Here is a 21,137-nt window from a genome sequence, read left to right as displayed (position 1 = left end):
GCGACCGCGCCTCGGGGAGGGGGCCGCCGCACGGGTTGCGGGGTGCGGGTGCGTCGCGCGTGGGGGTGCGTCGGTGGCGCGGCGCGTGCAGGGGGTCAGTAGCGCAGGCGCCGGGCCCGGAGCAGCATGAGCAGGCCGGACATGGCCAGCAGGGTGCCGATGGCGGCGGGCCACAGATGGGCACCCGTCTCGGCGAGTCCGCCTCGCACCGCCTGAGGCTGTGTCCGGGGCTGTGTGGAGGCGGGCGGGACGTATCCGGCCGGGGCGGATGCCGAGGTGGTGGGCGCGGGCGGGGTGGCCGCCGACTGGTCCGGTGCCGCCGAACCGGCCGGCGTGGAACCGGAGTCGGAGCCCGAGCCCGAGCCGGAACCGGAACCGTGATCCGACGCGGAACCGGTCTCGGCACCGGCGGACTTGACCGGAACGGCCTGGCCGCCTTCGTCACGCTTGGTGGTGTGGGCCGGTCGGGTCGTCGGGTCGGCCGGTGGTTCGGTGGTCGAGTCGGTCCTCGGGATGGTCTGCGGTTGGGTCGCCGGGGCCGTCGTCGGGTCGGTCCTCGGCGGCTCGGCGGTACCGGAACCGGCCGTGGGCTCGGCGCTCGCACCGGGGTCCGAACTCCGCGTCGGGGCAGCGGTCGTAGTGCTTCCGTCGCCTCCCCCGTTCCCCGTGCCGCCGCCGCTTCCTTCACCCTTGCCGTCGCCGTTCGCGCCGTCCGGCCCGCACGTGCGGCCGGAGTTGATGCAGTCGACCATCTCGCGCATCAGGCCCTCGTCGAAGACGTTGATGAAGTCGCCGTGGTCGGTCACGGGCTTGTGCAGCTGCTCGGGGAAGGAGTCCACCGCGAACAGCGGGACGGTACGGCCCCCGTCCTGCACGCTGGGCGCCTTGACGTCGTAGACGATGCGCTGCACGAGCTGCGGAATGGGACGGAAGCCCGCCGCACAGGAGCCGTCGGCACCGGCGAAGGCCACGTGGGTACGGTGGTTGGCGCTGTCGATGTTGCGGCCGTCCCAGCAACTCTGGAAACGGAAGGTGCGTACGACGTCGCTGCCCTGCGGACACAGCGGGTACTTGTCCTTCAGCTGCCGGTCCTCGAAGCCGGTGCAGCTCCAGGACGCGTTGGCGTTTCCGGGGCCGTTGACGAAGGCCTTGGCATCGCCGGTGATGATGCGCAGCAGGCGCGGCATGGCGGTGACCTTCTCGCGCGGGTTGCCCACGAACGTCAGCGTCACCTGCTTGGGTGTGACGATCTGGCCCGCGTTGCCCTCCGTTCCTCCGCCCGGGGCTCCGGCGTCCCTCTCCCGCGTCCCGTTCTGGAGGCGCAACACCGGCCAGTAGTAGGTGGACTTGTCACCCTGGTCCACACAGCTCGTGTCGGCCTTCGCCAGGTCGTCGTCGCTCGCGAAGGCGTTGTTGCTCTGGTTGCCGACGTAGTCGTGGAAGTGGTGGGCGCCGTTGGTGACTCCGGGAGCGACGATGACGTTGTCCGAGTTGAACAGGCCCTTGGCGTTGACCCCGCAGTCCGAGGTGAAGGTGCCGCGCGAGGCGTCGGCCTGCTGGGGCGGGTTCGTCGCCTCGGGCTGTACGGAGGTGATGTCGGCGTAGTCGGAGACGACGGGGCCGTTGCCGCCCTGGCCGGCACCTCCCGGTGCCTGACCGGCGCCGCCCTGTTGTGCTCCGTCGCCGGGGGTGGCCGTGGGCCCACCCGAGGACTGACCTCCGTCGCCGGTGCCCGGACGCAGACCGCACTTGGCCAGGTCCTCCAGGCCCTGGGGGCGCTTGCCCACCCGGGCGATGGCGTCGGCGATACGGTCGACGGTCGCCGCCCGCTTCTCGTTCAGCGGGCTCAGGATCTCGTCACCGACGGCTGCGGCGTTCCACCCCCCGGCCTGACCCGCCTGCGCGGAGGCCTGAGCGGAGGCCTGAGCGGAGGTTTGCCCGTACGTCTGGAGTTGCTTGTAGGCCGCCGCCGTCTGCTGGTCGAGAGCCGCGAGTTCACGGTCGACGTCGGGGCGGACCTGGTCCGGAACGGCCGTCAGCCGGCTGCCGACGTCGGGGCAGTAGATCGTCGCCATACCGGTGGACAGCACCTGCCCTTGGGCACCCGAGGCGGAGTCGTCACCCCAGCCCTCGGAGGCCGAGGCATAGACGTTCGCCGCGACGAGCCCGCCTCCGCCCAGCATCAGGGCGACCGCTGCGTAGGTCGCGCGTCGTGCGCCGGTCGGGCGTCTGCGCCTGTTGCGTACCAAGGTCGTCCCCTGTGTGTCATCGCCGGTCGGGCCTGGAGTTCCCCGGCCTCATACGGAGGACGGTGCCATCGTGTTCAACCGGGTCGCGAATTCACCGGGATCTCACAGGGAACCGCGGGGGCACCAGTCTTCCCTGTCGAACGCCATCGCGAACATCACAAATACGTATCGGACATTTCACGCCTCAATCTTCACACGGGGCACACACGTTGGCTAGGTTGACGCGAGTTCGCCCGGCCGAGCCGGGCGAGCCGCCGTGTGGTTCGGCGCCCGGTGTTCGACCGGGCCGGACGAAACGGCCCAACTGCCCCGCGGGGTAAGGAAGGAGCACGTCTTCCATGGCGCCGGAGAACCGCGACGAGGTTCGGCAGCGGATCGACTACCTCTACGATCAGGCCGAGAACGCGACCGGGAACTTCAACGCGACCCGGGCCTTGGCGGCCCAGACGCGTTCCCGGGGAGTTCCGCTGGCCAAACGCCGTGGCGGGCGTTCGGATCCCGCGCTCGACGAGGTCGCGCGGCAGTGGTTCGACCTGGCACGCACCAGATTCGGGCCGACCGTCCCCGCGGTCCTGCCCGCCGACCGGCTGCCCGACGGCCCCTCGGCACCGGCGCGGCCGGGACGCCGGGCGGAGGGCGGCCTCCCGGGCGACGCGCGTCTGCCGCTCGGCCTGCCGCGAGGCGGACGGGACGACGACACGGTCCTTCCCGGCGGCTTCACAGAAGGCGGGTTGCCGGCCCTGGAACCGGGGCCGGTGCGACAACCGGCCGAACTGGAGCGGGGATCCGGTCAGGCGGTGGCCGAGCTGACGGCCGGCTCCGCGACGGCTCCGGCAGCCCGGCCCTTGCCGACCCTGGAGAGTGGCCGCCCCGCACCGGCCGACACATGGGGATCCGAAGTCCGGCCTCCAGTGGGTGAGTTGACGGGATCGGTGGTAGGTGAGCCGGTCGGCCTCGGCGTGTTCCCGTCGATGCCCGAACTGCCCAGCCTCTCCATGACGGAGGCGGCCGCGACGGGGTTCGGCGAGACGGCCGTACTGCCGGTCGCCGCGCCGCCTGTCGCACGCGCGAGGTCGGCTCGGATGCCCAGGGGACTGCCCGGCTCGGCAGCGCACGGCGCGCCCTTGCCCGCCACCGCCAAATCCGGCACCCGGTACCGACTCGACGCGGCACGCGCCCTGTTGTCGCGATACGCCGCCCGACTCGCCCTCACCAGCACCGGAGGCCAGTACACGCTCGACCGGACCGCCTGGGAGAGCGGCGCCCGGCAGGTGGTCGCACAGCCGCCCGCGCAACCGGCCACGGCACCGGCGCAGCAGTGGACTCAGCCGGTCCAGCAGTGGCAGGCGCCCGAGCAGCGGCAACCCGCCGAGCCGGTCCGGCAGTGGCAGCCGGCCGAGCAGTGGCAGCGAACACAGTGGACCGCACTCGACGAGTCGCCGATGACGCCGATGACGTCGGCACCGGTGATCCCGCACATCGGGACACCCATCGCCACCGCCCCGACCGACACCGGCTCCTTCGTCTCGCCCGCCACCACTGCGGGCCCCTCCCCCTTCCTCCCCGCACCCGCCGCCGAGTCGCCCCGTGTGCTGCGGGCCGCCAAGGCGATCGCGTTCGCGCGGGCGCAGATCGGCAAGCCGTGCGTGTGGGGCGCGACGGGGCCGGACTCCTACGACTGCTCCAGCCTCACCCAGGCCGCGTGGAAGGCGGCCGGGGTCACGCTGCCGCGAGCCGCGCACCAGCAGGCGCTCGCCGGCGCCCCGGTGTCGCTCGCCGGCATCGAGCCCGGCGACCTTCTGCTCTTCTTCGACGACGACCGGCACGTGGGTCTGTACGTGGGAGACGGCATGATGGTCCACGCACCGGGGCCGGGCTCGTCCATCCGCGAGGAGTCGGTCTACGGCGCCGGGGAGGCGGCCATCCACCGGCTCGTCAGGCCCGCCTGACCCCAGGGTGGGGCGGCCTCCACGTCACCGGGACGCGCGGACATAAGCGCGTCCTGGGCATGTCATAAGATCACCTTATGAGGTCATAGACCGGACCCCGCTACTAACTTAGGCCTGCCTTAGCTTAGGCTTCCCAGTCGAGTCGCCTGTCCACGCTCGAAGGGAACACTGATCATGTCGCGCCCCCTGCGGGTAGCCATCGTCGGAGCCGGCCCCGCCGGGATCTACGCCGCCGACGCCCTGCTCAAGTCCGAGGTGGCCACCGACCCCGGTGTGTCCATCGACCTCTTCGAGCGGATGCCCGCCCCGTTCGGCCTGATCCGCTACGGCGTCGCGCCCGACCACCCTCGCATCAAGGGCATCATCACCGCCCTGCACCAGGTGCTGGACAAGCCCCAGCTGCGCCTGTTCGGCAACGTCGACTACCCGTCGGACATCAACCTGGACGACCTGCGTGACTTCTACGACGCGGTGATCTTCTCCACGGGCGCGATGGCCGACCGCGACCTGTCCATACCGGGCGTCGAGCTGGACGGTTCCTACGGCGCCGCCGACTTCGTCTCCTGGTACGACGGCCACCCGGACGTCCCGCGCACCTGGCCGCTGGAGGCCGAGAAGGTCGCCGTGCTCGGTGTCGGCAACGTCGCGCTCGACGTGGCCCGGATCCTCGCCAAGACGGCCGACGAGCTGCTGCCGACCGAGATACCGGCGAACGTGTACGACGGGCTGAAGGCCAACAAGGCCGTCGAGATCCACGTCTTCGGCCGCCGTGGTCCGGCCCAGGCGAAGTTCAGCCCGATGGAACTGCGCGAGCTGGACCACTCCCCGAACATCGAGGTCATCGTCGACCCCGAGGACATCGACTACGACGCCGGCTCGATCGAGACCCGGCGCGGCAACAAGCAGGCCGACATGGTCGCGAAGACCCTGGAGAACTGGGCGATCCGGGACGTCGGCGACCGCCCGCACAAGTTGTTCCTGCACTTCTTCGAGTCCCCCGTCGAGATCCTCGGCGAGGACGGCAAGGTCGTCGGACTGCGCACCGAGCGCACCGCCCTCGACGGCACCGGGAGCGTCAAGGCCACCGGCGAGTTCAAGGACTGGGACGTCACCGCCGTCTACCGTGCCGTCGGCTATCTGTCCGAGAAGCTGCCCAAGCTGCCCTGGGACATCTACTCGGGCACGGTGCCCGACGAGGGCGGCCGGGTGATCGAGGAGGGCGGCGCCCATCTGCAGTCCACCTACGTCACCGGCTGGATCCGGCGCGGCCCAATCGGTCTGATCGGCCACACCAAGGGCGACGCCAACGAGACCGTGGCGAACCTGCTGGACGACCACGCGCACGGCCGTCTGCACACCCCCGCTTCGCCGGAGCCGGAGGCCGTGGACGCCTACCTCGCCGAGCGCGACGTCCGGTACACCACCTGGGACGGCTGGTACCGGCTGGACGCGGCCGAGCGTGCCCTGGGCGAGCCGCAGGGCCGCGAGCGCGTGAAGATCGTCGAGCGTGAGGACATGCTGCGGGAGAGTGGCGCGTAGGCTCCGCGACCTTCCCGGGACCCGAGGACGCGGAACGCGGGACGCGAGCAGCCCCGGATTCCCCGGATTTCCCCGGGCTCGGAGGGGGCCGGTGCCCAGGCACCGGCCCCCTCGGGCACTGGACCCTCCCCCGCCGGCCTCCTCGGCCCGCTGAGTCCCGCGCGCGCCGGGCCCTGGCGCGTTCGCGCGCGCTCGTGGAAATCCGAAGGGGGCCTCGGAGCAGGCCTGTTAGGGTCCTGCGGTGTTCTCCCTCCGTGAGCCCGCCTTCTTCACCCGTCTGCGCCGGGCACGCCGGATACTCGTCGCCGGGGCGGGTGGCGGCTTCGACGTCTACGCCGGGCTGCCGCTGGCCCTCGCCCTGCGCTCGGCGGGTGCCGAGGTCCACCTGGCCAACCTGTCCTTCGCCGACCTGTACGGCCTGGGCCAGGACACCTGGGTCGCGGAGGACGTGGCCGCCGTACGTCCCGAAACCCCGCTGCGGGGCGACTACTTCCCCGAGCGGGCGCTCGCGAGCTGGCTGCGCTCCCAGGGACTGCCCGACACCGTGTACGCCTTCCCGCTCACGGGCGTGCAGCCGCTGCGCGCGGCCTACCGGGCTCTGCTGAAGCACCTGGGCGGGGTGGACGCGGTCGTGCTGGTCGACGGCGGGACCGACATCCTGATGCGCGGGGACGAGCACGGGCTCGGCACTCCGGAGGAGGACATGGCCAGCCTGGCGGCCGTCGCCGGACTGGACGAGGACGAGGCCCCGCACCGGCTGGTGGCCTGCCTGGGCTTCGGTGTGGACGCCCATCACGGCGTCAACCACTCCCTCGTACTGGAGAACCTGGCCGCTCTGGACCGCTCCGGCGGCTACCTGGGGGCGTTCTCGCTCCCCCGGGACAGCCCCGAGGGCGCCGCCTATCTCGATGCGGTGGCCCACGCCCAGGGCCTGCACGCCGGCCATCCGAGCATCGTGCACGGATCCGTCGCGGCATCGGTGCGCGGGGAGTTCGGCGACGTACGGTTCACCGAACGCACCCGGGGCAGCGAGTTGTTCGTCAACCCCCTGATGGCGCTCTACTTCTGCGTCGATCTGCCCGCGCTGGCGCGCTCGAACCTCTACCTCGACCGGCTGGACGGGACCGTGCTGATGCGCCAGATCGGTTCGGTCGTCTCGGACTACCGCGAGGAACTGCCCCGGCAGCGGCCACCCCGGGCGTTCCCGCACTGAGCACGACGAGCGCCTGCCGCCCCGGGTCCACTGCCCGCGGTCGTGTCCTTCCCCCCTCCCGCCGGTTCCCGTGCGGGCGCGGGCGAACGGGGCCCGCCCCTGGGCGGATGGGCGGGCGGGTCCCGTTCGCCGGACCATTGTGGGCGTCGTGGAGCGGGCACGGCCATGGGTGAACAGCGCTCCCGCCAGGTGTTCCGTGCGCGCCCCGGGTGTGCCGCGCGCGCCCCGGGTCTTCCGCGTGCCCCGGGTTTCGCGCGCGTCCCGCGCGCGGGGGCGTGCACCCCACGCCACGCGCCCGCGTCGCGGCCCCCGCCGACATGTCGCGCCACCGAGCGGTGATACTGGGGGGCACACCCGCCCCCATCAGCAGATTGGCTCATGTCGAACTCCGCCAGCGACCGCGCCACCGTCCCTCCGACCCTTTGGGCGGCCCGAGGCCGCCACACCGGTCCCGCTCCCGAGGAGGTCCTCCGCCGCACCCTGCGTCGGCACAAGGAGAGCGGCGACATCGACGACTTCGCCGAACCGTCCGGGCCCGAGGACGCCGGCCGCCGGGTCTTCGAGGCACGCTGGCGGGCCGGGGGCACGGTGACCGTGCGGGCCCGGCTGACCCTCGTACCCCTCGTGGGGCGGCTGGCCGGCCATGAGTGGCGGATCGTTGCGGAGGCGGAGCACCCGTGGGACGAGGCCTGGCCGTCGCCGGCGTCCCTGTTCTGGCCCGCCGACGCGCCGAGCGAGGGGGACGACGGCTCCTGGGACCACCACGCCACGGTCGCCGGAGTGCGCTTCCGGCAGCTGAACGCGCTTCCCGGGGACGACAAGGAGATGCGGCGCCGGCTGCGGGAGGCGGCTCGCGAGTCCTGGTGCGTCAACGTCGTCGTGCACGAGGCGATGACCCCGGACGAGCGGGGCCGGCTGCCGCTGGCGAGGCTGCTGCCGCCCGGCCTGAGGCACCGCGTGGTGGAGCACCGGGCCGCCCCGCAGCAGCTGCGCGCCGTGAACTGGGCGCTGAAGGACCTCGGCGTCGAGGTGCCGCGCGGCGGTGCCGTACTGCTCCCGCCGGACCCGGCGCCGGTGGGCTACGACGGCCGGGAACACAGCGTGCGCAGTGTCTTCCTGGACGGCTCCGCACCGGCCGAACTCATCACGGCGCTGCGGCACTTCGTCGCCCTGCCCCGGCCCCTGCCGAGGGACGCCGAGGAAGCGCTGAAGGACCTGCGCGACCACTGGACCCTGTTGACGCTCCAGGAGCAGCTGGAGCGCGAACGGCGGCTGGTCGCCATGTACGCCGAGGCGCTGGAGTCGATGACCAACTCGCGCGACCTGTACAAGCAGGCCGCCGAGCAGGCCCTGGAGGCGCTGTCCGCCTACCGTGACGTCCCCGCGCCGGCCCTGCCGCAGCAGCAGCGGTCCGTCTCCCGGACGCCCGGCGCGTTGCAGCAGCTGACACGGACGTTCGAACGCCTGAAGTTCACCGCCAAGGGGCAACGGCCCGCGGTGCCTGTACCGGGCGGCTCGCCGGGCACCCTGGAGCAGCCGGGGCCGGCGGACGACGACGTCACGTCCGGTGGCAAGGGTCACACGGACGGCACGGACGGCATCAACGGCGCGGACGGGGTAGACGGAACCAGCACGGCAGACGGGACAGACAGCACTGGCGGCACCGACGGTGCGGCCGAGCCGGACCACGTGGACCACGCGGGCGGCGCGGCGCGGTCGTCGTAGTAGCCCGCCCGCTCTGGTTGGGAGGCCGGATGGATTCCACCACGACCCTGCTGGTGATCGCCGCGGTCGTCGCGGCGGTGCTGCTCGCCGTGGCCGTCGGCCTGCTGGTCCGGCTGGTGCGTACCCGGCGCACCCTGCGCCGGGCCGGGCTGCCGACAGGCCCGCGCTGGGTGTTCTGGGGCGCTGTCGCCTACCTGCTGCTACCCACCGACCTGCTGCCCGACCCCGTCTATCTGGACGACATCGGTGTGCTGCTCCTCGCGCTGCGCAGCATGCGCCCGGCCCGGGAACCCGACGGCCGCCCGCTGCCCCCGGGGACGTTCGAGTCCTGAACCGCCGCCGCGTGCGGGATCATCGGGCCCGACTCGACGACCCTGCGTCGGCCCGACGGCCTGCGTCCGTCGGCTCAACGTCCCGCGTCGTGGCAGAGGCTGCCGGCGGTCAGGGTGACCGTCAGCGCCACGAGAGCCGCGAGGGCGGCCACCACCGCGGCCGTACCGGCGAGCCAGGACGGGGCCAGGGTCGCGGTCCACATCCGGGACAGTCCGGGCGGAGTGAAACGGCCGGAGATCTGAACGGCGGCGATCACCACCGTGACCCCGACGGCCGCCGTCGCCGCCACGATCCGGGCCTGTGCCGTCCGGGCGGGCAGGGCGAGCGCGAGCAGCAGGCACAGTCCCGAGACCACGATCGTCGCCCCGAGCACGCCCTGGGACAAGGCGGTCCAGTAACGCGGGGTGTGGGCCAACCCGCACAGGAACATCAGCAGCGAGGCGACGCGGGCGACCCACAGCGAGGACGAGGAACTCCGGGCCTCGAACGGTCCGTTCGGCCCCGACCGACCGTTGGCGGCGTCGTCCTTCGACGAAGCGCCCGCCGACGCCGACTCCTTTGCCACCCGGTCCTGCGACGACCGGTCCTGGGTGGACCGGATCTGCGATGACCGGTCCACCGATGACGGGTTCGGCCCCGACCGGTCCTGCGCCTGTCGGTCCTGCGCCTGTCGGTCCTTCAGCCCGGGTACGGTCGCGATGGCCGCCGCGGTGGCGGCTTCCGCGGTGTCGGACTCGAAGAGCGACCCGGCGGACCCGGACCGGGAGTCACCGGTCTCCGCCCGGGATTCGGACCCCGGGAGGCGGTCACCGGCCTCGGACCCGGACCTGGAACCGGCGGCTCCCGCCCTCGGCCCGGCGGACGCGGGGAGCCCCGGCTCCGTCCGCGAGCCCGGATGCACGGCGCCGTCGGCGGCCAGTCGGCCGATCAGCTCGGCCAGCTCCTCCACGGGCCGGCTGGCGGCCGCCGCCCGCACCGCCGCCTGCCCGCACTGGGATCCCGCCGGGGCGCGGTGCAGCAGCTGCATCAGCCGGGTGACGTCCTCCAGGGAGCGGCGCTCGGTGGCGGCCCGGATCGCTTCCTGGGCGCTGTCGGGCTCCCGGGGCGGCTCACTGAGCAGCGCCACCAGGCGCGTGACGTCCTCCACGGACCGGTCGACGGCGGCCGCGCGCAGCGCGTCCGCGGTGGTCCGGGCGTGCTCGGGCGAGCGCTCCAGCAGTGTGATGAGCCGGACGACGTCCTCCACGGGGCGGTCGGCGACGGCCGCGTGGACCAGGCCGCGCAGTGGATCGCCGTAGGTGGGTTCGTCCTGGTGCGGGGCGGCGGGCAGGTGTTCGGGGAGCGGGGCGGGCCGCACCACGACATGCGGGCCGGGGGTGGCGACGCCGGAGGCGGCCGGTTCCGGCGTTATGAGGGAGTCGTCGGGACGGGGTGACGAAGAGCGGATGGTCATATCGGCTCCAGGAGAGGGGTGCGGCCGCGCCCGCGAGCCCGCCTGCGGCGCGCGGCGTTACGGAGTCCATTACTAGGAGCGGGGACGAGCCCCCGCCACCGGGGTGAGGCACTGGTGTGAGCCCGCGCACCGGGACGGAGCAGAATCACGAAGCGGGATCGCGACCGGGGAGGGACGCGCGGCGGGGAGACTCAGGGCGGTGACCGGAGCTTCCTCGGGCCGGACCACCGCCCGGGTGCACCGCACGCTCTTTCTGGCGCATTCTTGCTGTGTCATCCAGGCGGAGGCGCACGGGACGAGGTAGGGCCGATGGCTGGGAGCGGCGAGCAGACGGTTCGCACACGGGCCCGGCTGGCCATGCTCCTGACCGAGGCCTCGACCAGCGCGCTCGGTGTGGCCGACGGCCGGGTGGCGGGCGTCTATCTGCGCTCCGGCGCACCGCGGCTGCTGCGTCTCGCGGTGCTCGTGGGGTTGCCGGGGCCGCTGTTCAGTCCCTGGTGGCGGCTGCACGTGGACCGCCCCTTCCCGGTGGCCGACGCCTACCGGCTGGGGACGCGGGTGACGCTGCCGAACGCCACGGAGACCATGCGCAGGTACCCCCAGTTCGCGGCCGGGCTGCCCTTCGCGTTCGGCTCGGTGCACGAGCCGGTGCCCGGCGGGGCGGACCCGCTGGGCGTGCTGACGGTACTGCGGCCCGCGGTCGCCGAGTCCGTGGACGGACCGGTGGACCCGGAGTCGCTCGGCCGGCTGGCCGAGGGACTCGGGGCCGAACTGCTGGCACTCGCCGACGGGGACCCGGCCGCGGTCCTCTGGGACGGGGAGCCGCTGTGCGTGCGGCCGCCGCCGCGGCTGCCGGCGCGAACCGCCGCGGGGCGGTTCAGCTGGGACCCGGCGACCTCCCTCGTGCACGCGGACGACCGGCTGCACGCCCTCCTGGGAATGCGCCCCGGCGAATTCGCGGGGACGGAGGCGGCGCTCGCGGACGCCGTGGCCCCGGCCGAGGCGCGGCGGGTCCTGTCCGCGCTGCGCCACGCGGCCGCGGGCAGACCGCCGGGCGCCCCGCTCGGTCTGCGCTCGCCGGACGGCACGCCACGGCTGCTGGTCCTCTCGCCGGCCGACCCGGCGCCGGCCGAGGACGGGGGTGGCACGAGGATCGGCGGAGTGGTCCTGGATCCCGGGGGCACCACGTTGGCCGACGGCGCGGCCGATCTGCTGCCCCAGGGTGTGCTCTGCCTGGACCGGGTGGGGCTGATCGTGTACGTCAACGCGGCCGCGGCCAGGCTGACGGGCCGGGACCGGGAGTGGCTCCTCGGACGGGAGCTGAGCGAGGGCCTGCCCTGGCTCACCGACCCGCCGTGCGACGACCATCTGCGGAGCGCGCTGCTGTCCTTCGCCCCCGTGCACTTCCATGTCCGACGTCCCTCTCCCGTCCGGCCGGGAGAAGGCGGCCGTCCAAAGGACGAGGAGGGTGACTGGCTCGCGGTGTCGGCGCACCCCGGCCCCGAGCTGCTGACCTGCACGCTGGTGCCGGCGAGCCGTATGGACGCGCCGGCCGGTCCGTCCCCGAAGGCGCGCCCGCCACAGGAATCGGTGGCGAGCGGGCACTCGCTGGAGCCGCTGTACCGGCCCATCGCCCTGGCCATCGCGCTGACGGACGCGGTCACCGCCCGGCAGGTCTCCGCGGTGGTCATGCAGGAGCTGCTGCCCGCGTTCGGCGGCCGCTGCCTCGCCATCTACCTGCTCCAGGAGCGCCACCTGTACCTGGCCTGGGAGACGGGCTTCCCACAGGGCTTCCTGGCCCGGTTCGAGGGAGTGGGCCTGGACGCGCGGCTGCCGGGGGTGGACACCCTCACCACCGGCCGGCCACTGTTCTTCGAGTCGATGCAGCAGCTGGCGTCCAGCTATCCGGGTATCCCGCTGGACGCCGACGTGGGCGCCCGCGCCTTCCTGCCGCTGATCGCCTCCGGCCGGCCGGTCGGCTCCTGCATCCTCGGCTTCGACCGCCCGCGCCGCTTCGGCGCGCAGGAGAGCACGGTCCTGACCGCGCTGGCCGGGCTGATCGCCCACGCCATGGAGCGGGCCCAGCGCTACGACAGCGAGGCGGCCCTCGCCCGTGGCCTGCAGCAGGCCCTGCTGCCGCGCCGGCTCTCGACGCATCCGCGGGTGGAGACCGCGGGCCGCTATCTGCCGGGTACCCAGGGCATGGACGTGGGCGGCGACTGGTACGACGTGGTGGGGTCCGGGGACGGCCTGGCGCTGGTCATCGGCGATGTGCAGGGGCACGGGGTACAGGCGGCGGCGACCATGGGGCAGCTGCGCAGTGCGGTGCGGGCGTTCGCGCTGGGCGACCGGCCGCCGGACGAGGTGCTCAGCGGGACGAACCTTCTGCTGATCGACCTCGATCCGGGGCAATTCGCCAGCTGCTGCTACGTGTGGCTGGACCCGGCGACCGGCCGGGCCCGGGTCGCCCGGGCGGGCCATCCACCGCCATTGCTGCGCCGCCCCGACGGGCGGACCCGGCTCCTGGACATTCCCGGCGGTGTGGTGCTGGGCGTCGATCCGCACGCCCGGTACCCGGTGACCGAGCTGCTGCTGGAGCCGGACGCGATCCTGGCCCTGTACACGGACGGCCTGGTGGAGCGGCCGGGCGCCGACATCGACGAGGGCATCACGGCGCTGCGGCTGGCGCTCGCCCGGGCCGGTGGCGTCGGGGGGTCGCTGGCCGGGGTCGCCGACCGGCTGACCTCGACCGCGCGGCAGGCCGCCGACCGCCCGGACGACGTCGCGTTGCTGCTCACCGCCCTGCGTTCGCGGCCCGCCGGCCCCTGAGGGGCGGCGCCGGACCGCTCGGCGGCCGTCACCTCGGCGACGGTCTCGCCTGCGGGCGCCCGGCAGTGTAGACATGGCTCATGGTGCGACTGCCCGGCCGGCCCGCGACCCGGCTGCCCCGTCCCTTCGGGCCGTCGCGCGCATCGCGGGGACAGCGGCCGGACGGCCCGGGCGGGGCCGGCGACCGGCCGGGAATGCTGCGGGCGACGGTGTCGGGTCGCAGTGTGGCCGGGCAGGTGTTCCTCCTCCAGGTGGTCATCGTGCTGCTGCTGGTCGTCGCGGCCGTGGTGGCGCAGGTGCTCCAGGTGCGGCGCGACAGTGACACCGAGGCAGGCAACCGCTCCCTGGCGGTCGCCGAGACCTTCGCCAACGCGCCCGGTACGGCAGCCGCGTTGCGCTCCCCCGATCCGACCGCCCTGCTACAGCCAAAGGCGGAGGCCACCCGGAAGGCGACCGGGGTGGACTTCGTCGTCGTGATGAACACCGACGGCATCCGCTACACGCACCCCAGGACCGACCGCATCGGCAAGAAGTTCGTCGGCACCATCGCCCCCGCGCTGGCCGGGCACACGGTCACCGAGCACGTGAACGGCACGATAGGCCCGCTGGTGCAGGTCGTGGTACCGGTGCGGGACGCCGGCGGCAAGGTGGTGGGGCTGGTGTCGGCCGGGATCACCACCGCCCATGTGGGCGGCGCCGCCGATCAGCAGCTGCCGTTGCTGCTCGCCGCGGCGGCGGCTGCGCTGGCGCTGGCCACGGCGGGCACCGCCCTGGTCAGCAGACGCCTGCTGCGCCAGACGCGCGGCCTCGGTCCGTACGAGATGACCAGGATGTACGAGCACCACGACGCCGTGCTGCACGCGGTGCGCGAGGGTGTGCTGATCGTCGGCGGTGAGGGGCGGCTGCTGCTCGCCAACGACGAGGCGCACCGCCTGCTGGGGCTGCCGAAGGACGCCGAGCGGCGCAGCGTGCTGGAGCTGGGCCTGGACGCGGACACGGCGGCGCTGCTGGCCTCGGGCCGCATCGCCACGGACGAGGTGCACCTGGTCAAGGACCGGCTGCTGGCGATCAACCAGCGGCCCACCGATCTGCGCGGTGGCCCGGCCGGCAGCGTGACGACGCTGCGCGACTCCACCGAGCTGCGGGCCCTGTCGGGTCGCGCCGAGGTGGCGCGGGAGCGGCTGAACATGCTGTACGACGCCGGGGTGGGCATCGGGACCAGCCTGGATGTGACCCGCACCGCCGAGGAACTGGCCGAGCTGGCGGTCCCCCGGTTCGCGGACTTCGCGACGGTGGACCTGTTCGACGCGGTGCTCGGCGGTGACGAGCCGCGGCCCGGCACCGCGCTGCGCCGTGTCGCCTGCGCGGGGGTCCGCAAGGACGCGCCGCTGTATCCGGCCGGCGAGCGCATCCGGTTCGTGGCCACCTCGCCGCAGGCCCGCAGTCTGACCACCGGGCAGTCGGTGGTGGTGCCCCGGCTGCGCGAGGCGGGGGGCTGGCGTGCGCAGAACCCGGAGCGCACCGACCGGATCCTCGCCTACGGCATCCACTCGCTGATCACGGTGCCGCTCCGGGCGGGCAGCCTGGTGCTGGGCGTGGCGAACTTCTGGCGGTCGGAGAAGCCGCAGCCGTTCGACGCCGAGGAGCTGGCCCTCGCCGAGGAACTGGTGGCACGGGCGGCGGTGTCCATCGACAACGCCCGTCGGTACACGCGCGAGCACAGTCTGGCGGTCACCCTCCAGCGCAGTCTGCTGCCCCGGTCACTGCCCGAGCAGGGCGCGCTGGAGATCGCCTACCGCTATCTTCCGGCGCAGTCCGGGGTGGGCGGTGACTGGTTCGACGTGCTGCCGCTGTCCGGCGCCCGGGTGGCGCTCGTGGTCGGCGACGTCGTGGGCCACGGGCTGCACGCGGCGGCGACCATGGGCCGGCTGCGCACGGCCGTGCACAACTTCTCCTCGCTGGACCTGCCGCCCGATGAACTCCTCGGGCTGCTGGACGAGTTGGTGGTGCGGATCGACCAGGACGAGACCCCTGCGGAGGGCGCCGCCGTGGTCACGGGCGCGACCTGTCTGTACGCGGTGTACGACCCGGTCTCCCGGGTGTGCACCATGGCCCGGGCCGGGCATCCGCCGCCCGCGCTGGTGCGGCCCGACGGCGCGGTGGAGTTCGTCGACGTGCCCGCGGGTCCGCCGCTGGGCCTGGGCGGGCTGCCGTTCGAGACGGCCGAGGTGGAACTGCCTGAGGGCAGCCGGCTGGTGCTGTACACCGACGGTCTGGTGGAGGACCAGGAGCGGGACATCGACGAGGGCCTGGAGATGCTGCGCGACGCGCTGCGCCGGGCGCCGGGGGCCTCCCCGGAGGAGACCTGCCGTGCGGTGCTGGACCGGTTGCCGAACCGGCCGAGCGACGACGTGGCGTTGATCGTGGCCCGCACCCGGGTGCTGGGGGCGGACCGGGTGGCGGAGTGGGAGGTGCCGTCCGAGCCGGCGGCCGTGTCGGAGGTACGGGCGTCGGTGACACGGCGGCTGGCCGACTGGGGGCTTCAGGAGGCGGCCTTCACCACGGAACTGATCCTGAGCGAGCTGGTGACCAACGCCATCCGCTACGGGCGCGGCCCGATCGGTGTGCGGCTGCTGCGTGAGCGCACGCTCATCTGCGAGGTCTCCGACCGCAGCACCACCTCGCCGCATCTGCGGTACGCCGCGACCACCGACGAGGGCGGGCGCGGACTGTTCCTGGTGGCGCAGCTGTCCGAACGGTGGGGCACCCGGTACACCAGACGGGGCAAGATCATTTGGGCGGAGCAGCCCCTTCCCTGACCGCCCGCCGGCCCGGCGTGCCGCGGCAGGGGTCAGCCGAGGGCGCGGTCGAGGTTGAAGGCGGCGCTGATGAGGGACAGATGGGTGAACGCCTGGGGGAAGTTGCCCTGTTGCTCGCCGGTGCGGCCGATCTCCTCGGCGTACAGGCCGAGATGGTTGGCGTAGGTGAGCATCTTCTCGAACGCCAGCCGGGCCTCGTCGACCCGACCGGCCCGCACCAGCGCCTCGACGAACCAGAACGAGCAGATGGAGAAGGTGCCTTCGTCGCCGCGCAGTCCGTCGGGGCTGGCCTGAGGGTCGTAGCGGTAGACGAGGGAGTCGGAGACCAGGTCCTCGGTGAGGGCGTCCAGGGTGGACAGCCACTTGGGGTCCGTGGGGGCGATGAACTTGGCGAGCGGCATCATCAGCAGTGACGCGTCGAGGACGTCGCCGCCCTCGTACTGCACGAAGGCCTGGCGGCGCTCGGACCAGCCGCGGTCCATGATCCTTCGGTAGATGGTGTCGCGGGCCTGCCGCCAGCGCGGCAGGTCGGCGGGCAGGCCGCGCCGGTTGGCGAGCCGGATGGCCCGCTCGACGGCCACCCAGCACATCAGGCGGGAGTACAGAAAGTTCTTACGGCCGCCGCGGGTCTCCCACACGCCCTCGTCCGGCTGGTCCCAGTGGTCGCACACCCAGTCGACCAGCCGGCACACGTCGTCCCACTGACCGCTGGAGATGGGCTGGGCCCACTTGTCGTAGAGGTAGATGGAGTCGATCAGGGCGCCGTAGATGTCCAGCTGGAGCTGGTCGACGGCGGCGTTGCCGACCCGGACCGGGCTGGAGCCTCGGTGGCCCTCCAGATGGGGCAGCTCACGCTCGGGCAGCTCGGCGCGGCCGTCGATGCCGTACATGATCTGCAGGGGGCCGGAGCCGTCCTGGCTGCCGGGGCTGATGTGGGTGGTCAGGAACCGCATGAACGCCTCGGCCTCGCCGCTGAAGCCGAGCCGCAGCAGCGCGTAGACGGCGAAGGCGGCGTCGCGCACCCACACGTACCGGTAGTCCCAGTTGCGCTCGCCGCCGAGCTGCTCGGGCAGGCTGGTGGTGGGGGCGGCGAGGATGGCGCCGGTGGGGGCGTAGGTGAGGAGCTTGAGGGTGAGTGCGGAGCGGTGCACCATCTCGCGCCAGCGGCCCCGGTAGCGGGACTGGTGCAGCCAGCGACGCCAGTAGGCGACCGTGGCGTTGAACTCGTGCTCGGCCTCGGCGTGGGCGCAGTAGGCCGGGGTCACGGTGCCGTCGACCTGGTCGAGGGCGAACACCGCGGACTCGCCCTCGCCGAGCTTGAAGTCGGCGCGCGCGTCGCGGCCGTCGCACTCCAGCGCCACGGTCGAGGTCAGTGCCAGCGACCGGTGGGGCGAGTCGAACCGGACCACGCCGTCCAGGGCGGTCAGGGTGTGCGGGGCGGCGCCGTAGTCGAAGCGCGGGGCGACCAGTACCCGGAAGGGGACGGTGCCGCGTACGCACACCACGCGCCGGATCAGCCGGTGCCGGCCCGTCGCGCCGGGCGCCTCGCCGGTGATCGGCATGAAGTCCTGCACCTCGCCGACGCCGTCCTCGGTGAAGAACCGGGTGATCAGGACGTTGGTGTCGGGGAAGTAGAACTGCTTGGTGCGGGCCTGGACGGCGGCGGCCAGCTCGAAGCGGCCGCCGCGCTCGGCGTCCAGGATGGCGGCGAAGACGCTGGGGGCGTCGAAGGCCGGGCAGCAATACCAGTCGATCGTGCCGTTGCTGCCGACCAGCGCGACACTGCGCAGGTCGCCGATGAGCCCGTGCTCGGCGATGGGCAGGTAGCGGGAGCTGCGGGGCGGGTCCTCGGGGAACGGCGTGTCGGCCATCGGTGGCCTCCCGGTACGTGGTGCGCGTGATGTCCAGCTTAGGAGTGTGTACGTCCGCTTGGCGTGGGCAGGCGCTCCGTACCCGCTGCCGAGGCGCCTTCCGGATGCAGGGTGCGCCCAGGCGGGCAATGGTGAGAGGGTGCCCCGTTCGAAGGGCACCGGCACGGATGCGGTCATCCGGACCGAGGAGGAGGCATCATGTCGACATCCACACCCGAAGAGTCCCGGTCGTCCGAAGACCACCGCACCCCGGACGCCCTGCTGCACTCGGCTCCCCCGAGGGACGTCACCCCCGAGGACCTGGTGATGGCGGCGGGCAGGGACGTCACCCCGAAGACCCTCGAATGGGCACGCCGCAAGCTGGAGACGGAGGGTCCGGCGGCGATCGAGAAGCTGCTGCCGTAGGGCGTTCCGGGACGACGGGGCCAACGGGGGACCCACCGAGGGCCGGGCACAACTCGGTTGCCGCTGACGGGATTTGTACGGGAATCCCTTTCCCGCGCAGGCCCGGAGGCCGACACCCGCCCGAGGGTGTCCGACTTCGACATGCTCGTCTTCGGATCCGGTCCCGGTTAGCGGGCCGTGCCGGTGTGCAGGCAGACACCACCGAGCGTGTCGGCGCGGTCGACGACGGCGACCCGGCGGCCGGCCGCGGCTATGGCGGCCTTCTGACCATGGCGGAGCCGCTCCGCTGTTGTCATCCGGTGATGCTCAGCAGGTCCATGAGCCCATTGATCCGCCAGTCCGCCGCCGCAATGGTGTCGGGCGCGTCGGCCCACAGGTTGCCCCATGGGCCACGCCGCAGGTGCGCCGTGCGCAGGCCGACCGCCTTCGCGGGGTGCACGTCGTTGGCGGGGTGGTCGCCAACGTAAAGCGTCCGGCTCGCCGGCGCCTCGGCGGCCTCCAGGAGCCGCTGGAAGAACTCCGGTTGCGGCTTGGCCACTCCCCACTCCTCCGACGTGACGATCAAATCCGCGGGCAGGTCGAGCGCTCGCAGCAGGTCACCGGCGCGAGCGGTCTGATTGCCCGCAACGATGACGCGGACGCCTGAGTCTTGAAGCGCGGCAAGGGCCGGACGCACGTCGTCGTACAGGTCGGTCTCGTCCAGGTACTCGCCACGGCCGGCCGCTCCTCGGGCCCGGTACTCGGCCGCAACGTCAATCCCGGGGCGCAGGAGCCGCAAGGCCTCGGCGTTGTCGAGGCCCTGCGCTACGACGGCTCCGACGAGAGCGGACACGGTATGGCGGGGCACGCCGAGCCAGTCCGCCCACGACGCCCAGTACCGGTCGTCTCGGGTGATGGTCTCGCCGACGTCGAGCACTACGGTGTCAATCACGGCCTGGAGCCTACGGGGCCTGGCGAGGACAACTGCGAGGAGCACCCGTGGTGTCCGGTACTCGACGGGAGCCAACCTCGGGCAGGACTCGGGAGCGGATGCCCGACTCGCAGAGGATGACGTCCGCAGGACGTGGATGACGTCCTCCGTGGTGGAGACACCCAAGCACGTAGGTGGTGCATTGCAGCAGTCTCACCACCAGCCGTTGCGGCTGCGCCAGACCGGCGTGTGCTGTCCTGTGACTTTGCGGTGGGCCAGCACGCCGAGGATGTAGAACGGCTTGAACATCCACCAGGCTGCCCACGCCTCGAAGAGCAGGCACCACCACAACGTCCCAGCCGCTATGGAGGGCGGGATCAAGGGTGGCGGCGTCGAGAATGAGCGGGTCCCGGGCGAACCCGGCCGGAGTGGCCCGGGCCGGGCGCTGCCGGAGCGGCCCGGGCCGCCGGGTCACTCCGGCAGGGCCGTCTCGTCCGGCACCACGTGCATCGCCGCCTCCTCGGCTCCAGCCGCTCCCCCGTCGATGCCCACGTCCTGTGCGACCTCCTCCTTGGTGGCGACGGTGTGGGCGCCCTCGTCCGGGGCGACCAGCCGGCCCGCGCGCGATTCACCCGCCTCCGGGTCGACCGGCTCGCCCTCGCCGCCGGGCAGGTCGCCGACTCCGTCCCCGGCCGGTGCCTCCACGTCCGGCACCTCCTGGCTCAGCCGCTCGTCCAGCGTCTCCCCGTCGTGCTGCTCGCCGGCGGTGGTGCCGTGCCGGGTGACGCCGAGCGGCCGTTCGGGCGGGGAGTAGCCCTCGTCGAGGATGTCGTCGTAGTCGCGCTCGTCGACCGCGTCCTGCAGGTCCAGGGGCGCGGCGTCCTCCTGTTCCTCGTTGGTACCGGTGGGCTGATAGGCGTCGTCCGCCATCGGGGTCTGCTCGGACTGCCGGTCGGTCATCGTCGCCTCCTCGTTCGGCTCGCATGGGGTCCCGGTCCGCGTTTCCCGTAGGCGGATCATTAACCCCGTCGAATGGCCGCGGCGCCGCCACGGCGTGCCGGGCGGGGGCGGGCGGGCCGCCGACCCCTGCTCCGCTCCTGCCGCGTCACCGAGCCGGGAACGCGGTGCCAGGCTCGGGTGTGATTCCGGGCCTGAGCGGGGAGGGACGGAGCGGAACAGGGGCGGCCGTCATCGGGAGGCGCGTGCCCGCGTGCTTCCCTCCGGTGGTGCGGACGCGACCACGCCACAGCTTCATGCCGTGAGCCGGTACCTGCAACCCATGTGCGGTAAAGCCCGCGGCAGGCGTTCCCCATGAACAGGGAATTCCGGTCACGCGGGCGATCAGGGCGCCATGGCCGGGCCCGGCCCCGGAACGGAGGGCGGACCCTACACGCTTGTAAGGTTGAGGCATGGCTGGCACAGGATCCCGGGGCAGAGCTGAGCGGCGCAGCGCCGGGAAGCTGGAAAGTGAGGTGCTGGCTGCTCTCTGGGCCACCGATCGGCCCCTGACGCCGGTCGAGATCCAGCGCGAGATCTCCGGCGCACTGGCGTACAACACGGTCCACACGATCCTCAAGCGCCTGTACGACAAGGGGCTGGTGCTGCGGGACGCCGACGGGCGGCGCGGCGCCTACCGGCCGGCCAGGAACGCGGCGGAGCTGACCGCCGAGGCGATGCACGAGACCCTGTACCGGGGACCCGACCCGATCGCCACACTCCAGCAGTTCGTGACCCGCCTGACCGCCGAGGAGGAACAGGCGCTGCGCCGGCTGCTCACCGGTGACGGCGTCTGACGTTCGCCGGACAGCCCCGCGCCGGACGCTCCCCCGCCGGCCGGAGCAC

The 21,137-nt window shown here is 73.1% G+C and carries 15 protein-coding genes; 9 read left to right on the top strand and 6 right to left on the bottom strand.

Annotated features, from left to right (window positions below; all coding sequences use genetic code 11):
• Positions 1-95 precede the first annotated feature (95 nt).
• Positions 96-2,183, bottom strand: a complete 2,088-nt coding sequence (locus ACIBA9_RS02390; RefSeq protein WP_399359998.1) for a DUF1996 domain-containing protein — start codon at positions 2,181-2,183, stop codon at positions 96-98.
• 404 nt (positions 2,184-2,587) lie between these two features.
• Between ACIBA9_RS02390 and ACIBA9_RS02385 the strand changes: the two genes are divergently transcribed.
• From ACIBA9_RS02385 to ACIBA9_RS02365, 5 genes are all read left to right on the top strand, one after another.
• Positions 2,588-4,198 carry an NlpC/P60 family protein gene (locus tag ACIBA9_RS02385; RefSeq protein WP_399359466.1) on the top strand — a complete coding sequence of 537 codons (1,611 nt, stop codon included), beginning with the start codon at positions 2,588-2,590 and terminating at the stop codon, positions 4,196-4,198.
• 174 nt (positions 4,199-4,372) lie between these two features.
• Entirely contained in the window at positions 4,373-5,737 is a 1,365-nt protein-coding gene (locus ACIBA9_RS02380) for an FAD-dependent oxidoreductase (RefSeq protein WP_399359465.1), read from the top strand.
• Between the two features lie 241 nt (positions 5,738-5,978).
• Positions 5,979-6,950 carry a DUF1152 domain-containing protein gene (locus tag ACIBA9_RS02375; RefSeq protein WP_399359464.1) on the top strand — a complete coding sequence of 324 codons (972 nt, stop codon included), beginning with the start codon at positions 5,979-5,981 and terminating at the stop codon, positions 6,948-6,950.
• A 378-nt stretch (positions 6,951-7,328) separates the two neighbouring features.
• A complete protein-coding gene (locus ACIBA9_RS02370) occupies positions 7,329-8,675 on the top strand; it encodes a hypothetical protein (protein WP_399359463.1) in 1,347 nt (448 codons plus the stop codon).
• A gap of 29 nt (positions 8,676-8,704) precedes the next feature.
• Positions 8,705-9,007 (top strand): DUF1232 domain-containing protein, encoded by a 303-nt coding sequence (locus ACIBA9_RS02365; protein ID WP_399359462.1) that lies wholly within the window; start codon positions 8,705-8,707, stop codon positions 9,005-9,007.
• Positions 9,008-9,081: 74 nt separating this feature from the next.
• Here ACIBA9_RS02365 and ACIBA9_RS02360 read toward each other — a convergent pair whose 3' ends face one another.
• Positions 9,082-10,461: a hypothetical protein gene (locus ACIBA9_RS02360; RefSeq protein WP_399359461.1), complete on the bottom strand. Its 1,380-nt coding sequence runs from the start codon at positions 10,459-10,461 to the stop codon at positions 9,082-9,084.
• 309 nt (positions 10,462-10,770) lie between these two features.
• Between ACIBA9_RS02360 and ACIBA9_RS02355 the strand changes: the two genes are divergently transcribed.
• Both ACIBA9_RS02355 and ACIBA9_RS02350 read left to right on the top strand, forming a co-directional pair.
• The gene (locus ACIBA9_RS02355) at positions 10,771-13,290 is read left to right on the top strand and encodes a SpoIIE family protein phosphatase (protein ID WP_399359460.1); all 2,520 of its coding nucleotides are present in this window, start codon (positions 10,771-10,773) and stop codon (positions 13,288-13,290) included.
• An 80-nt stretch (positions 13,291-13,370) separates the two neighbouring features.
• Positions 13,371-16,109: a SpoIIE family protein phosphatase gene (locus ACIBA9_RS02350; RefSeq protein WP_399359459.1), complete on the top strand. Its 2,739-nt coding sequence runs from the start codon at positions 13,371-13,373 to the stop codon at positions 16,107-16,109.
• 32 nt (positions 16,110-16,141) lie between these two features.
• Here the strand turns inward: ACIBA9_RS02350 and ACIBA9_RS02345 are convergent, their stop codons facing one another.
• Positions 16,142-17,980, bottom strand: coding sequence for a glycoside hydrolase family 15 protein (locus tag ACIBA9_RS02345; protein WP_399359458.1), 1,839 nt, complete (start codon positions 17,978-17,980; stop codon positions 16,142-16,144).
• A gap of 198 nt (positions 17,981-18,178) precedes the next feature.
• Here ACIBA9_RS02345 and ACIBA9_RS02340 point away from each other — a divergent pair, with 198 nt between their 5' ends.
• The gene (locus ACIBA9_RS02340; protein ID WP_362152445.1) at positions 18,179-18,385 is read left to right on the top strand and encodes a hypothetical protein; all 207 of its coding nucleotides are present in this window, start codon (positions 18,179-18,181) and stop codon (positions 18,383-18,385) included.
• A 167-nt stretch (positions 18,386-18,552) separates the two neighbouring features.
• On the opposite strand, the gene ACIBA9_RS02335 is transcribed toward ACIBA9_RS02340, so the two are convergent.
• The 3 genes from ACIBA9_RS02335 to ACIBA9_RS02325 all read right to left on the bottom strand — a co-directional run bounded on the left by ACIBA9_RS02335 (position 18,553) and on the right by ACIBA9_RS02325 (position 20,255).
• Entirely contained in the window at positions 18,553-18,681 is a 129-nt protein-coding gene (locus ACIBA9_RS02335) for a hypothetical protein (RefSeq protein ID WP_399360025.1), read from the bottom strand.
• On the bottom strand, positions 18,678-19,316 hold the full coding sequence (locus ACIBA9_RS02330) for an HAD family hydrolase (RefSeq protein WP_399359457.1): 639 nt from the start codon (positions 19,314-19,316) through the stop codon (positions 18,678-18,680). Before ACIBA9_RS02330 ends, ACIBA9_RS02335 begins: the two co-directional genes overlap by 4 nt.
• Positions 19,317-19,766: 450 nt before the next feature.
• Positions 19,767-20,255 (bottom strand): DUF5709 domain-containing protein, encoded by a 489-nt coding sequence (locus ACIBA9_RS02325; RefSeq protein ID WP_393901232.1) that lies wholly within the window; start codon positions 20,253-20,255, stop codon positions 19,767-19,769.
• 449 nt (positions 20,256-20,704) lie between these two features.
• Between ACIBA9_RS02325 and ACIBA9_RS02320 the strand changes: the two genes are divergently transcribed.
• On the top strand, positions 20,705-21,088 hold the full coding sequence (locus ACIBA9_RS02320) for a BlaI/MecI/CopY family transcriptional regulator (RefSeq protein ID WP_399359456.1): 384 nt from the start codon (positions 20,705-20,707) through the stop codon (positions 21,086-21,088).
• Positions 21,089-21,137 lie beyond the last annotated feature (49 nt).

The sequence above is a fragment of the Streptomyces sp. NPDC051452 genome (assembly GCF_044454765.1).
Classification (GTDB): Bacteria; Actinomycetota; Actinomycetes; order Streptomycetales; family Streptomycetaceae; genus Streptomyces.
This window is presented reverse-complemented; position numbering and strand designations above follow the sequence as displayed.